The organism is Pseudomonas sp. PGPR N4 (genome assembly GCF_059693665.1).
The window spans coordinates 123401-136286 of record NZ_JCAUKV010000005.1 but is presented as its reverse complement, the minus strand read 5'-3'; the positions used below and the strand labels follow the sequence as shown (position 1 = coordinate 136286).

General features: G+C 60.3%; 15 protein-coding genes. 4 read left to right on the top strand and 11 right to left on the bottom strand.

Annotated features, from left to right (window positions below; all coding sequences use genetic code 11):
* Position 1 precedes the first annotated feature (1 nt).
* Positions 2 to 220 carry a YgdI/YgdR family lipoprotein gene (locus tag AC58X1_RS19070; protein WP_101322004.1) on the top strand — a complete coding sequence of 73 codons (219 nt, stop codon included), beginning with the start codon at positions 2 to 4 and terminating at the stop codon, positions 218 to 220.
* A 52-nt stretch (positions 221 to 272) separates the two neighbouring features.
* Here AC58X1_RS19070 and AC58X1_RS19065 read toward each other — a convergent pair whose 3' ends face one another.
* From AC58X1_RS19065 to rplM, 7 genes are all read right to left on the bottom strand, one after another.
* Positions 273 to 704: a ClpXP protease specificity-enhancing factor gene (locus AC58X1_RS19065; RefSeq protein ID WP_101322005.1), complete on the bottom strand. Its 432-nt coding sequence runs from the start codon at positions 702 to 704 to the stop codon at positions 273 to 275.
* Between the two features lie 10 nt (positions 705 to 714).
* Entirely contained in the window at positions 715 to 1338 is a 624-nt protein-coding gene (locus tag AC58X1_RS19060; protein ID WP_101322006.1) for a glutathione S-transferase N-terminal domain-containing protein, read from the bottom strand.
* Between the two features lie 118 nt (positions 1339 to 1456).
* Positions 1457 to 2236 carry a cytochrome c1 gene (locus tag AC58X1_RS19055; RefSeq protein WP_101322007.1) on the bottom strand — a complete coding sequence of 260 codons (780 nt, stop codon included), beginning with the start codon at positions 2234 to 2236 and terminating at the stop codon, positions 1457 to 1459.
* Positions 2236 to 3447, bottom strand: a complete 1212-nt coding sequence (locus AC58X1_RS19050) for a cytochrome b (protein ID WP_101322008.1) — start codon at positions 3445 to 3447, stop codon at positions 2236 to 2238. Before AC58X1_RS19050 ends, AC58X1_RS19055 begins: the two co-directional genes overlap by 1 nt.
* Positions 3447 to 4040, bottom strand: a complete 594-nt coding sequence (gene petA, locus AC58X1_RS19045) for a ubiquinol-cytochrome c reductase iron-sulfur subunit (protein ID WP_101322009.1) — start codon at positions 4038 to 4040, stop codon at positions 3447 to 3449. The genes AC58X1_RS19050 and petA overlap by 1 nt, the downstream gene beginning before the upstream one ends.
* A gap of 262 nt (positions 4041 to 4302) precedes the next feature.
* The gene (rpsI, locus tag AC58X1_RS19040) at positions 4303 to 4695 is read right to left on the bottom strand and encodes a 30S ribosomal protein S9 (protein ID WP_101322010.1); all 393 of its coding nucleotides are present in this window, start codon (positions 4693 to 4695) and stop codon (positions 4303 to 4305) included.
* A 14-nt stretch (positions 4696 to 4709) separates the two neighbouring features.
* Positions 4710 to 5138, bottom strand: a complete 429-nt coding sequence (rplM, locus tag AC58X1_RS19035; RefSeq protein WP_101322011.1) for a 50S ribosomal protein L13 — start codon at positions 5136 to 5138, stop codon at positions 4710 to 4712.
* A 261-nt stretch (positions 5139 to 5399) separates the two neighbouring features.
* Between rplM and AC58X1_RS19030 the strand changes: the two genes are divergently transcribed.
* Complete coding sequence (locus AC58X1_RS19030) at positions 5400 to 6440, top strand: NADP(H)-dependent aldo-keto reductase (protein ID WP_101322012.1); 1041 nt, start codon at positions 5400 to 5402, stop codon at positions 6438 to 6440.
* A gap of 236 nt (positions 6441 to 6676) precedes the next feature.
* Entirely contained in the window at positions 6677 to 7573 is an 897-nt protein-coding gene (locus tag AC58X1_RS19025; RefSeq protein WP_178080845.1) for a GlxA family transcriptional regulator, read from the top strand.
* A gap of 129 nt (positions 7574 to 7702) precedes the next feature.
* Here AC58X1_RS19025 and zapE read toward each other — a convergent pair whose 3' ends face one another.
* The 3 genes from zapE to AC58X1_RS19010 all read right to left on the bottom strand — a co-directional run bounded on the left by zapE (position 7703) and on the right by AC58X1_RS19010 (position 10891).
* Positions 7703 to 8797, bottom strand: coding sequence for a cell division protein ZapE (gene zapE, locus AC58X1_RS19020; RefSeq protein WP_101322014.1), 1095 nt, complete (start codon positions 8795 to 8797; stop codon positions 7703 to 7705).
* 83 nt (positions 8798 to 8880) lie between these two features.
* Entirely contained in the window at positions 8881 to 10230 is a 1350-nt protein-coding gene (locus AC58X1_RS19015; RefSeq protein WP_101322015.1) for a tryptophan--tRNA ligase, read from the bottom strand.
* A 25-nt stretch (positions 10231 to 10255) separates the two neighbouring features.
* Entirely contained in the window at positions 10256 to 10891 is a 636-nt protein-coding gene (locus AC58X1_RS19010; RefSeq protein WP_101322016.1) for an alpha/beta hydrolase, read from the bottom strand.
* Positions 10892 to 11030: 139 nt separating this feature from the next.
* On the opposite strand from AC58X1_RS19010, the gene AC58X1_RS19005 reads away from it, so the two are divergent.
* Positions 11031 to 11468: a Z-ring associated ZapG family protein gene (locus tag AC58X1_RS19005; protein WP_101322017.1), complete on the top strand. Its 438-nt coding sequence runs from the start codon at positions 11031 to 11033 to the stop codon at positions 11466 to 11468.
* 166 nt (positions 11469 to 11634) lie between these two features.
* Here the strand turns inward: AC58X1_RS19005 and AC58X1_RS19000 are convergent, their stop codons facing one another.
* Positions 11635 to 12831: a methionine gamma-lyase gene (locus AC58X1_RS19000; RefSeq protein WP_497429319.1), complete on the bottom strand. Its 1197-nt coding sequence runs from the start codon at positions 12829 to 12831 to the stop codon at positions 11635 to 11637.
* Positions 12832 to 12886 lie beyond the last annotated feature (55 nt).

Genomic DNA, 12886 nt, shown 5'->3' with positions numbered 1-12886 from the left:
CATGACCAAGTTTCTGCTGCCCGCGCTGCTGATCGGCGCCTGCGCATCCCTGGCTGGCTGCTCCAGCCCGAGCATCATCACCCTGAATGATGGCCGTGAGCTGCAGGCATTGGACCAGCCCCACTTCGATCGCGCTTCTGGCTTCTATGAATTCGAACAGCTGGACGGCAAGCGCACGCGCATCAACAAGGATCAGGTTCGCACCATTACCGACCTGTAATTGCTGATCCAACGCTTACGAAAAAGGCGATCCTCTCGGATCGCCTTTTTTGTTACTTGACCACCTTCAGACTCGGTCGTCCGCTAGGACGCGGCGGCTGGCCACCACCTTCGGGCGGGCCGTCGTTATCCGGCTCGTCAACTTCATCCTCAAGCTCTTCATCATCCAGCAGCGAAGGCTCAAGCTCGAACACCATGCCCTGACCGTTCTCGCGGGCGTAGATGCCCAGGATCGCACCAGTGGGCACGAACAACGAATGCGCGACGCCGCCGAAGCGGCCTTCAAAGCTCACTGCGTCGTTATCCATGTGCAGGCTGCGCACCGCACTGGGCGACACGTTCAGGACAATCTGACCATCACTGGCGAAGCCCTGGGGCACCTGGACGGCCGGAAACTCGGCATTGACCAGCATATGGGGCGTGCAATCGTTGTCGACGATCCACTCGTACAGTGCTCTAACCAGATAGGGGCGACTGGAGTTCATCAACGGCTCCTTAAAGCTTGCGCATTTCACGTTCAGCAGCAGACAGGCTCGCCTGGAATGGCTCGCGGGCGAACTGTCGCTCCATATAATCAAGCAGCGGCTTGGCTTGCCGCGGCAGTTCGATACCCATCACCGGCAAACGCCAGAGTATGGGCAGTAGACAACAATCGACCAGGCTTTGCTCATCACTCATGAAGCAGGCCATCTCGGCAAACAATGGCGCAACCCCGGTCAGGCTCTCGCGCAGTTCCTTGCGCGCCTTTGCCTGCGCAGCCTCGGTGCTGCGCTTGTCGAGCAGCACGTCGGCCAGCGAGCACCAGTCGCGCTGGATGCGGTGCACCAGCAGGCGGCTGTTGCCGCGTGCGACCGGATACACCGGCAGCAGTGGCGGGTGCGGATAGCGCTCATCGAGGTATTCCATGACCACGGTCGACTCATACAGCGCCAGATCGCGATCAACCAGGGTTGGCACACTGGCGTAAGGGTTCACTTCAACCAGCTTGGGTGGCACACGCCCAGGATCGACGTCGATGATCTGCACGCTGACGCCCTTTTCGGCGAGCACCAGGCGGACCCGGTGCGAGTAATGATCAGCGGGATCGGAATAGCAGGCTAACCTGTTGGTTACGCCCATGCAGCGCCTCCTCGTGGGGATGCTTGTAAAACACAAATGCAAACGCGCCCTGAGGGGCCCAATGCAGTTGCACGGGGCGCCTCAGGGCGCGTTCAACTAACCAGAAACTACTGCGTGATCAGTGCACGTCCTTCCAGTATTCGCGCTTGAGCAAGTAGGCGAACACGAAGAAGAAAGCCAGGTACAGCAACACATAGGTACCGATGCGCTGGCTCTCCAGTTTGACCGGGTTGGCCGAATAGGCCAGGAAGGTCACCAGGTTCTTGACCTTCTCGTCGAACTGCTCGGGCGTCAGGGTACCGGATTTCGGCTCGATGGTCAGCTGATCACATGCTTCATGGGTCAATGGGCTGCCCGTCAACGGGTCATATTGCTTCTTGCCGTCGACGACGCTCTGCACCTGCTTGCAGCCAATCACCTGATTACCCTGCAGGCCAACCAGCACGTTAGGCATGCCGACGTTGGGGAAGACCTTGTTGTTGACCCCGTATGGCCGCGACTTGTCCTCATAGAAGCTACGCAGGTACGAGTACAGCCAATCGGTACCACGCACCCGCGCAACCAGGGTCAGGTCTGGCGGCGCAGCGCCGAACCAGGTCTTGGCATCAGCCGGCTGCATGCCGATCTGCATGTGGTCGCCGATCTTGGCACCGGTGAACACCAGGTTTTCCAGCATCAGCTCATGGGGGATACCCAGGTCATCAGCGACCCGCTCATAGCGCTGGAACTTGGCGCTATGGCAGCCCATGCAATAGTTGGCAAAGGTCCGCGCACCATCCTGCATGGCGGCTTTGTCACTCAGGTCAATATCGACCTTGTCCAGCTCCAGGCCGTGTTCCGCGGCAAAGGACAAGGCAGGCATCACTGCCAGGAACAGTACTGCAATAAGCTTTTTCATCAGCCAGTCACCCTTTCCGGAACCGCTTTGGTCTTCTCCAGCCTTGTGTAGAACGGCATCAGCAGGAAGTAGGCGAAATACAGCACGGTACAGACCTGCGACAGCAGGGTCCGCCCCGGCGTAGGCGCCAACACACCCAGCACACCGAGAATCACGAAGCTGACGCAGAACACCAGCAGCCAGATCTTGCTCAGCCAGCCCTTGTAGCGCATGGAACGTACCGGGCTGCGGTCAAGCCAGGGCAACACGAACAACACGGCAATGGCGGCGCCCATGGCGATCACGCCGAACAGTTTGTCGGGCACCGCGCGCAGGATCGCGTAGAACGGTGTGAAGTACCACACCGGAGCAATGTGCTCGGGTGTCTTGAAGGCGTTGGCTTGCTCGAAGTTTGGTTTTTCGAGGAAGTAGCCGCCCATTTCCGGGAAGAAGAACACCACCGAACAGAACACGAAGAGGAACACCACCACGCCGACGATATCCTTGACGGTGTAGTACGGGTGGAACGGGATACCGTCGAGGGGGATGCCGTTTTCGTCCTTGTGCTTCTTGATGTCGACGCCGTCAGGGTTGTTCGAGCCGACTTCGTGCAGCGCCAGGATATGCAGCACCACCAGGCCGAGAATGACGATCGGCAAGGCCACCACATGCAAGGCGAAGAAGCGGTTCAGGGTAATCCCCGAGATCAGGTAGTCGCCGCGAATCCACTGGGTCAGGTCATCGCCGATCACCGGGATGGCGCCGAACAGCGAGATGATTACCTGCGCACCCCAATACGACATCTGGCCCCAAGGCAGCAGATAGCCCATGAACGCTTCAGCCATCAGCGCCAGATAGATCAGCATGCCGAACAGCCAGACCAGCTCACGCGGCTTCTGATAAGAGCCGTAGAGCAGCCCGCGGAACATGTGCAGGTAGACCACGATGAAGAACGCCGAGGCGCCGGTGGAGTGCAGATAGCGCAGGATCCAGCCGTACTCGACATCGCGCATGATGTACTCGACCGAGGCGAACGCCTCTTCGGCCGAAGGGGTGAAACTCATGGTCAGCCAGACGCCGGTAACAATCTGGTTGACCAGCACCAGCAACGCCAGCGAGCCAAAGAAGTACAGGAAGTTGAAGTTCTTCGGCGCGTAGTATTTGCTCAGATGCTCTTCCCACATTTTGGTCGCGGGGAAGCGCGCATCGATCCAGTCCATGAACTTGCTCATCATGCGTTCTCCTGATCGACGCCGATGACGATGATGTCGTCCGTCTCGTATGAGTGCGGAGGCACTGGCAGGTTGAGAGGTGCCGGCTGGGACTTGTAGACGCGGCCAGCGAGGTCGTAATGAGAGCCGTGGCAGGGGCAGAAATAGCCACCGACCCACTTGGGCCCCAGATCGACCGGCGCCACTTCAGGACGGAAGGTCGGCGAGCAGCCCAGGTGGGTGCACAGGCCAACCAGCAGGAGGATTTCCGGCTTGATCGAGCGCACCTCTGGGTCGACGTAAGTCGGCTGCACCGAGGCCTGCGATTCCGGATCAGCGAGCTCGCCGACGATTTTCTTGAGATTGCCGAGGATCTCTTCTGTGCGTCGCACGATGAATACTGGCTGCCCGCGCCACTCAGCAACCATCTGCTGGCCGGGTTCAATCTTGGCAATATTGACCTTCACCGGTGCACCGGCGGCTTTCGCCTTGGCACTGGGAAACCATGACCCCACGAACGGTACCGCAGCCCCCACAGCCCCCGCTGCACCCACCACGGACGTGGCGGCTACGAGGAAGCGGCGCCGGCCTGCGTTGACGCCGTCATTACTCATTCAGTCCTCTCCCATCAGCTGCTCTGGCCTGTTGAACCAGGCCTGTATTTTGTGAATGTCTGTGGCACTAAATTTTGGTCGCCATGGTAAGAAACAAATCCACACACTGACAAGGTGATTAGCCCCGGCCGGGCTACAACCCACGCTTTGCTTGATCTGCGTCTATAAGGCGACTTGCCGCGGACATGCTGACAGGTTAGTTCAAGGCAAAAAAAAAGCCCGGTTCCAAGGAACCGGGCTTCTTTCGACTGCCGAAGCGAAATTAACGCTTGGAGTACTGAGGACGCTTACGTGCTTTACGCAGACCCACTTTCTTACGCTCGACTTCACGAGCATCGCGGGTTACGTAGCCAGCGCGACGCAGAGCAGGGCGCAGGGCTTCGTCGTAGGCCATCAGAGCGCGGGTGATACCATGACGGATCGCACCGGCTTGACCGCTGACACCACCACCGGAAACGGTGACGTAGATGTCGAACTTGGCAACGTTCTCGGTCAGCTCGAGGGGTTGACGAACAACCATGCGAGCGGTTTCGCGACCGAAGAAAGTGTCCAGAGGACGGTTGTTGATGGAGATGTTACCGGTACCTGGACGCAGGAAAACGCGAGCGGTTGCGGTCTTGCGACGGCCAGTGCCGTAATTTTGAGTCGCCGACATAATGAACTATCCCGTTAGATCTTCAGTTCTTGAGGCTGCTGAGCAGTGTGTGGGTGAACAGCGCCCGCGTACACTTTCAGCTTGCGGTACATGTCGCGACCCAGCGGGTTCTTAGGCAGCATGCCCTTGACCGCGGTCTCGATGATACGCTCAGGGGCCTTGGCGATCAGCTTGTCGAAGCTGATTTCCTTGATGCCACCTGGGAAGCCGGAGTGGGAGTAGTACATTTTGTCAGTAGTTTTAGCACCAGTGACACGTACCTGCTCGGCGTTGATTACGACGATGTAGTCGCCGGTGTCAACGTGAGGGGTGTATTCAGCTTTGTGCTTGCCACGCAGACGAAGAGCGATTTCGGTAGCCAGACGACCCAGGGTCTGACCAGCGGCGTCGACGACGAACCAGTCGCGCGTAACTGTTTCTGGTTTAGCAGTAAAAGTTTTCATTATCTCTAAAGCCTCAGAGGCCGCCCAAGCAATAAAAAATAGACGGCGAATCTTACTGGATAGTGCGCAACTTGACAAGCAAGCACGCAGCCGAATACGGACGCTATTGGGGGCTCGGGTCGGGCACGTCCAATATCCGGCGGGTTTCTCTCGTAATGCAGTGCATCACTTCCGCAAAACGGAGAGGGGCAGGATTATCCAGATTGCAGAAAAAAATTCAACCTGCTTCTATGGTCTTTTTCGCCAGAGAGAAGCTTCCAGATGGAATACCGCAAGCTCGGCCGTACCGACCTCAACGTCAGCGCCCTGTGCCTGGGCACCATGACCTGGGGCGAGCAGAACGATCAGGACCAGGCTTTCGCCCAGATCGCCCGGGCCAAGGCCGGCGGAATCAACTTCATCGATACCGCCGAAATGTACCCGGTGCCGCCGCGCCCGGAGACCTACGCCGCCACCGAACGAATCATCGGTAACTGGTTCAAGGCCAACGGCGATCGCGACCAGTGGACTCTGGCGAGCAAGGTTGCCGGCCCGGGCAACGGCATCAGCCACATCCGCGACGGCCAGCTCAAGCACAATCGCCAGCACATCGTTGCCGCGCTGGACGCAAGCCTTGAGCGCCTGCAGACCGATCACATCGACCTGTATCAGCTGCACTGGCCGGAGCGCAGCACCAACTTCTTCGGCAAGCTCGGCTACCAGCATCTGCCGCAGGACCACTTCACGCCACTGGAAGAAACCCTCGAGGTGCTCGACGAGCAGGTTCGTGCCGGCAAGATCCGTCACATTGGCCTGTCCAATGAAACGCCATGGGGCACGATGAAGTTCCTGCAGCTGGCCGAGAGCCGCGGTTGGCCGCGGGCAGTATCGATCCAGAACCCCTACAACCTGCTCAACCGCAGCTTCGAGATCGGCCTGGCCGAAGTGGCGATCCGCGAGCAATGCGGGCTGCTGGCCTACTCGCCGCTGGCATTCGGCATGCTTGCCGGCAAGTATGAAAACGGCGCCAGACCTGAAGGCGCGCGGTTGACGCTGTTCAACCGCTTTGCCCGCTACTCCAACCCGCAGACCGTGGCCGCCTGCAGCCGTTACGTGCAGATAGCCCGCGAGCATGGCCTGGACCCGGCCCAGATGGCCCTGGCGTTCGTCACCCGCCAGCCGTTCGTGACCAGCAATATCATCGGTGCGACCAGCCTTGAACAACTGGAAAGCAACCTCGCCAGCGCCGATCTGAACTTGAGCGATGAGCTGCTGGCAGCCATCGAAGCGGTGCACCAGGATCAGCCAAACCCGGCGCCGTGATGCAGCCGTAACAAAGCGGCAGCGGGTCAGCCCGCTGCCGCAGGCAGCAGGATCGGGACGGGGTAGACACAATCGCCAAAAAATAAGACGATCCAGCCGGTGATTGACCACTCTACCCTATAAGAACAATGACAATGATCTTTACCCAACCCACCGCTTCATTGCGGCGCGTCAGCATTCTGGCCGTCGATAATGTGTTCGCCTCGACCCTGATGCAGGCCAAGGATTTCTTCCACCTGGCCAGCCTGCGCTACGGCAAGCAAATGGGCCTGGGCCTGCAACCGATGTTCGAAATCTGCCTGGTCAGCCCCGACGCTGCACCGGTGGACAGCTTCAGCAACGTGCAGGTGCCGGTAGACGGCGGCCTGGGCGATGCCGATGTGATCATCCTGCCGGCGTTCTGGGATGACTTCGACAACCTTCAGCAGCGTTATCCGCAGGTCTTGCCATGGCTACGCGAGCAGCATGCGCGTGGCGCGGTGCTCTGTGGCGAAGCCAGCGGCGTGTACTGGCTGGCCGAAGCGGGCTTGCTCGATGGCAAGGAGGCGACCACCTACTGGCGCTTCTTCACTGACTTCGCCGAGCGCTTCCCGGCTGTGCGGCTGAACCAGGACAAGCACCTGACCGATGCCGACAACCTGTACTGCGCGGGCGGCGCGACCTCGGCGTGCGACCTGTACATTTACCTGATCGAGCGCTTCTGCGGGGCCAATGTCGCCCGCGCGGTAGCCCGCGACATCCTCTATGAAGTGCAACGCAACTACACCCCAGGGCGTATGGGTTTTGGTGGGCAGAAGCTGCATCAGGACCTGATCATCCTGCAGATTCAGCATTGGCTCGAAGAGCACTTCGCGGACAAATTCCGCTTTGAAGACGTCGCCCGCAACCATGGCATGAGCATTCGCAATTTCATGCGCCGGTTCCAGACGGCTACCGGCGACAAGCCCCTGCACTATCTGCAACGGCTGCGCATCGAAACCGCCAAGGGTTTACTGTCGAGCACCCGCAAGAGCATCAAGACCATCAGTTATGAGGTGGGCTACGACGATGCGAGCTTCTTTGCCCGCTTGTTCCGCCAGCATACCGAGCTGTCGCCGAACCAGTATCGGCAGCAGTTCATGCAAGAGGCTTGAGGGGCATGGGGGCCGCCTTGCCGCCCTTCGCGGGTGAACCCGCTCCCACAGGATTCGCAGCGCCGCCATGTGAGCTGTGGGAGCGGGTTCACCCGCGAAGGGCCGCAAAGCGGCCCCAACTACACCGAATTAAGGCTTATGCGCTCGCGCCAGAAACTCGTGCGACTGCATCTCCAGCAAACGGCTCAGCGTACGCTGGAACTCGAAGCTCAGCCGCCCGCCGGTGTACAGATCCTTCAACTCAACCTCAGCTGAAATGATCAGCTTGACGTTACGGTCGTAAAACTCATCGACCATGTTGATGAAGCGCCGGGCGATATCGTCGGTAGCCACACCCATCTGCTCGACATTGCTCAGCAGCACGGCATGGAAGATCTTGCCCAGCTCGATGTAGTCGTTCTGGCTGCGCGGCCCGTCGCACAAGGCGCGGAAGTCGAACCAGGCGACATCGTCACAGGTACGCAGGGCGTGAATCTCGCGATTCTCGATCATCAGCACGTCGTTCTCGACCGCCTGCGTGCACTCCGGGGTCAGCGCCTTGAAGCTCTGGCGCAGGCTCTCGTGCGCAGCGGCATCGAGCGGGAAGTGGAACAGTTCGGCCTGCTCGAGGTGACGCAGACGATAGTCGACGCCGCTGTCGACGTTCACCACATCGGTGTACTGCTTGATCATGGCGATGGCTGGCAGGAAGCGCGCACGCTGCAAGCCATCCTTGTACAGCCCGTCAGGCACGATGTTGGAGGTCGCGACCAGTGATACGCCGTTCTTGAACAGCTCTTCCATCAAGGTGCCGAGGATCATCGCATCGGTAATGTCAGAGACGAAGAACTCATCGAAACAGATGACCCGGGCTTCGTTGGAGAAGCGCTTGGCGATCACCGTCAGCGGGTTCTTCTCGCCCTTGAGCGTGCGCATTTCTTCGTGCACGCGCTTCATGAAGCGGTGGAAGTGCGTGCGCATCTTCTGTTCGAACGGCAGCGCCTCATAGAAGGTGTCGACCAGATAGGTCTTGCCGCGCCCTACCCCACCCCAGAAGTACAAGCCCTTGACCGGGGCCTGGTCCTTCTTGCCGAACAGCTTGCCGAGCACGCCGGGCTTGTTGTTCTGCGCCGCGACCAGGTCGTCGTACAGACGCTGCAGATGACGCACCGCTGTTTCCTGCGCCGCATCATGGAAGAAATCGGGACGTTTGAGATCTGCTTGATATCGTTCTAAAGGCGTCATAATTCGCTGGCGAGGTAACAAAAGCGGGCCGTCACTGTAGCGACGGGCCCGCATAATGGCAATCAGACTTGCGGCGAAATGCCTCAGTCGGCTTGTGGCTGGAGCGCTGCGTGCAAGGCTTGCACGGCAGCGTCGCGCGCTGATGCATCGGCAAACTGCGGGCCTTCCGCGACCTGCTCACCGTTCAGCCACAGGGCAAAGCTCAGGCCGTCGACGCGTACATCGGCTTCACCACCCTGCTGCAGTTGCTTGCTCACCGCACCGGCGCTCTTGCCGTCGGCGAAGCTGCGCGACAGCAGCAATTGCTCGCCATCGGCGGCCAGCAGGCGGAAGCGGAAGCTGCCGTCTTCATCACGGAAGCTGACAAAGCGGGCGCTCTTGGCGGCCTTTTTCTTCACGTCGGTGCTGGCCTGGACACTGCTGCGGAACGAGCGCAGGCCGACCGCTTCGCGCAGTTGTTCAAGGAACGGCGTCGCGCTCTTGCGCGCCTTGGCCGCGCCGGCCAGAAGGATGTCTTCAAGGTCAGCAGGACGTGCGATCAGCTGATGGTAATGCTCGCGTGGCGCGGCCAGTTGGCCGTCCAGCAGCTGGAACAGGCGCTGCTTGGCCTCGCCCCAGCCCAGCCCTTGCAGCAGTGCTTCATGCAGCTCTGCCGATTGCGCCGGGGTAGCGAACGCCTGGTACAGGGTGAACAGGTGCGAGCTGTCCGGGTCTTTCGCTTCGCCGGGTGCACGGGAGTCGGTGACGATGCGCGAGATGGCGTCTTTCATGTCCTTGGCGCTGGCGAACAACGGGATGGTGTTGTCGTAGCTCTTGGACATCTTGCGCCCATCAAGGCCCGGCAGGGTCGCCACGCTTTCCTCGATCACCGCCTCGGGCATGGCAAAGAATTCCTTGCCCTGGCCGAACAGGTGATTGAAGCGCTGGCCAATATCACGGGCCATTTCCACGTGCTGGATCTGGTCACGGCCGACCGGCACCTTGTGCGCGTTGAACATGAGAATGTCCGCCGCCATCAGCACCGGGTAGCTGAACAGGCCCATGGTCACGCCGGCATCCGGGTCTTCGCCGTTTTCCAGGTTCTTGTCTACCGACGCCTTGTAGGCGTGGGCGCGGTTGAGCAGGCCCTTGCCGGCAACGCAGGTCAGCAGCCAGGTCAGCTCAGGGATCTCGGGGATGTCGGACTGACGGTAGAAGGTGACTTTGTCCGGGTCGAGCCCGCCCGCCAGCCAGGTGGCGGCGATCTCCAGGCGCGAACGCTGGATGCGCAGCGGGTCATCGCACTTGATCAGCGCGTGATAGTCGGCCAGGAAGTAGAACGAGTCGGCACCGGGCTGCTGGCTGGCAAGGATGGCCGGGCGAATGGCGCCGGCGTAGTTGCCCAGGTGCGGGGTGCCGGTGGTGGTGATACCGGTAAGAATGCGCGTAGTCATGGGTAATCGCTTGATCAGGCTTGGCTCAGTTCGAGAGGCGCGGCAGCACCAGATCCTTCAGATCGGTCAGCTTGCCATGGAAAAAGTGTCCGCATTCTGCCACTTTCAGCAGCTCATGGGGGCGCGACAGGCTGTCGGACCATTCGTAAACCAGCTGAGGATCGACGACTTCGTCGCTGTCCGGCTGGATGACGGTCAATGGGCAAACCTGCGGCAGCGGGAAGTCGTCATTCAAACGCATCACAGCAGGTGCGATCATGAACAGCTGCTGCAGCGTTGCGCCCTGGCTTTCCAGACGCCCGGCAAGACTCGCGGCAACGAAACCGCCAAACGAGAAGCCCATCAGCACCAGCGGCAGCTCGGGATAGCTGGTCCGCACCCAGGCGGCGACGGCCTCGGCATCAGCCACTTCACCCGCGCCCATGTCATGGCTGCCAGCGCTCTGGCCGACGCCGCGGTAATTGAAGCGCAGCGTATTGTAGCCAGCATCGCGAGCAGTGCGTTGCAGGGTCGAGACCACCTTGTTGAGCATGGTGCCGCCCTGCACCGGATTAGGGTGGCAGATCAGCACTACGCCACGCGGCTCGGCCACTTCCAGCTGCAAGGCTTCCAGTTGGCCGCATGGGCCATCGATGAACAAGGGGGTTTCGCGGATAAGCAAAGCACTACTCCGTGACCTCGGAAGGGGTCGACTCGTCTAGCTGATGAATTCTGTTCTGAAATATTTGCGATCGTTCGCGGTATACAGCGCAGGTCTGAGCCGTTAACGTAAAGCAAAGCCGTTTATAGAGGAAGGACTCGTGGAACTCTCGCTCCTTGTTTGGTTGTTGCCGACCCTGGCCCTGGTCGTCGGCGTAGTCGTCGGCTTCGTCGTGGCCCGCCTGCTGCCCAACGCAGCGCCCAGCAGCACACAGCGTCAACTGGATGATATCCAGCAACGTTTCGACAGCTATCAAAGTGAAGTGGTCACCCACTTCAACAGCACCGCAGCCCTGGTTCAACGCCTGACCCAGAGCTATCAGGACGTGCAGGATCACCTGGCCGACGGTGCCAACCGCCTGGCCCTGGACGAGCTGACCCGTCAGCGCCTGCTGGCAGCGCTGCATTCGGAGGCTGCGCAAAGCCATCGCGATCGCCTGACGCCGCCGAAAGACACCGCCGAAGTGCCGCGTGACTACGCGCCCAAGACGCCTAACTCGCCGGGGATGCTCGACGAGAGCTACGGCCTCAAGCGCTGATCCGAGCTGTAAGCACTGGTTCTTCAAGGTTTTATTGCTGATGTTGGGGCTGCTTTGCAGCCCTTCGCGGGTGAACCCGCTCCCACAGGTTTTTGTGGGAGCGGGTTCACCCGCGAAGGGCCGCAAAGCGGCCCCTTTTCGATTCATGAACGAAGCCTGAGCCCGCTCAAACGCTGGCGCGCAATGCCTGCTCGATATCAGCCAGCAGGTCCTCGATATCCTCAAGCCCCACCGACAACCGCACCAACCCCTCGCCTATGCCGTGCTGCGCACGCTCTTCAGGGGTGTAGCTGGAGTGGGTCATGCTCGCTGGATGCTGGGCCAGTGACTCGGCATCACCCAGGCTGACCGCGCGGCTGAACAGCTGCAGGGCATTCATGAAGCGCCGACCGGCTTCGATACCACCCTTGAGTTCGAAGGCGATCATGCCACCCGGCAAACGCATCTGCCGCTGCGCCAGCGGGTACTGGGCGAAGCTCGCCAGGCCGGGATAATGCAGCAACTCGACCTGCTGCTGGCCCTGCAGAAACGCAGCCACCTGCGCCGCATTGGCGCAATGCCGATCCATGCGCAGGCCAAGCGTCTTGATTCCGCGCATAAGCAGTGACGCATCGTGCGGCGACAGCACCGCGCCAGTCATGTCTTTCAGACCTTGCAGACGAATGCGGTCAATCAGCGCCTTGCGCCCCGCCACCAGCCCGGCAGTGATGTCGCCATGGCCACTCAGGTATTTGGTTGCCGAGTGCACGACCAGGTCCGCGCCAAGCTCCAGCGGCCGCTGCAGGTAAGGTGTACAGAAAGTGTTGTCGACCACCACATGAATATCACGACCGTGCACGGCCTGCGCTACGGCGGCAATATCGACCAGTTCCAGAGTGGGGTTGGCGGGCGACTCGAAATAGATCATGCGAGTTTTGTCGTTGATCGCAGCGGCCAGCGCCTGCGCGTCGTTGAGGTCGACGTGCCGGATCTTGACGCCGAACTCGCCGATACCGTGGTGCAGGAAGGCAAAGGTGCAGCCATAGAGCGTCTGGCCGACAATCAGCTCATCGCCAGGGCGCAGCAAAGTCCACAGGGTGGCGGTGATCGCGCCCATCCCTGAGGCAAGCGCCAGCCCTGCCTCAGCGCCTTCCAGTGAGGCGATGCGCTGTTCCAGCAAGTCCAGGGTAGGGTTGGAAATACGGCTATAGAAATGCCCCTGCTGCTCCCCGGCAAAGCACGCTGCGCCATATTCGACCGTGGGGAAGGCATAGGTAGCCGTCTGGTAAATCGGCGGCACCAGCGCTCCGCCATGGACGAGCGGATCGTAGCCGTGGTGAATGGCTCGGGTGGAGAATCCGGATTGGCGCTTGGCAACGTCCATGGCTACAGCCTCTTGTGGTTTGTTATAAGCTTATGCCAACGAACCACCGGTATTT

Bases quoted from the DNA above. Each gene is read 5' to 3' on its own strand.
- petA (WP_101322009.1), bottom strand. From the start codon at position 4,040: ATGAGTAATGACGGCGTCAACGCAGGCCGGCGCCGCTTCCTCGTAGCC.
- AC58X1_RS19070 (WP_101322004.1), top strand. From the start codon at position 2: ATGACCAAGTTTCTGCTGCCCGCGCTGCTGATCGGCGCCTGCGCATCC.
- AC58X1_RS19030 (WP_101322012.1), top strand. From the start codon at position 5,400: ATGGAATACCGCAAGCTCGGCCGTACCGACCTCAACGTCAGCGCCCTG.
- AC58X1_RS19050 (WP_101322008.1), bottom strand. From the start codon at position 3,447: ATGAGCAAGTTCATGGACTGGATCGATGCGCGCTTCCCCGCGACCAAA.
- rplM (WP_101322011.1), bottom strand. From the start codon at position 5,138: ATGAAAACTTTTACTGCTAAACCAGAAACAGTTACGCGCGACTGGTTC.
- AC58X1_RS19060 (WP_101322006.1), bottom strand. From the start codon at position 1,338: ATGGGCGTAACCAACAGGTTAGCCTGCTATTCCGATCCCGCTGATCAT.
- zapE (WP_101322014.1), bottom strand. From the start codon at position 8,797: ATGACGCCTTTAGAACGATATCAAGCAGATCTCAAACGTCCCGATTTC.
- AC58X1_RS19000 (WP_497429319.1), bottom strand. From the start codon at position 12,831: ATGGACGTTGCCAAGCGCCAATCCGGATTCTCCACCCGAGCCATTCAC.
- AC58X1_RS19015 (WP_101322015.1), bottom strand. From the start codon at position 10,230: ATGACTACGCGCATTCTTACCGGTATCACCACCACCGGCACCCCGCAC.
- AC58X1_RS19065 (WP_101322005.1), bottom strand. From the start codon at position 704: ATGAACTCCAGTCGCCCCTATCTGGTTAGAGCACTGTACGAGTGGATC.
- rpsI (WP_101322010.1), bottom strand. From the start codon at position 4,695: ATGTCGGCGACTCAAAATTACGGCACTGGCCGTCGCAAGACCGCAACC.
- AC58X1_RS19055 (WP_101322007.1), bottom strand. From the start codon at position 2,236: ATGAAAAAGCTTATTGCAGTACTGTTCCTGGCAGTGATGCCTGCCTTG.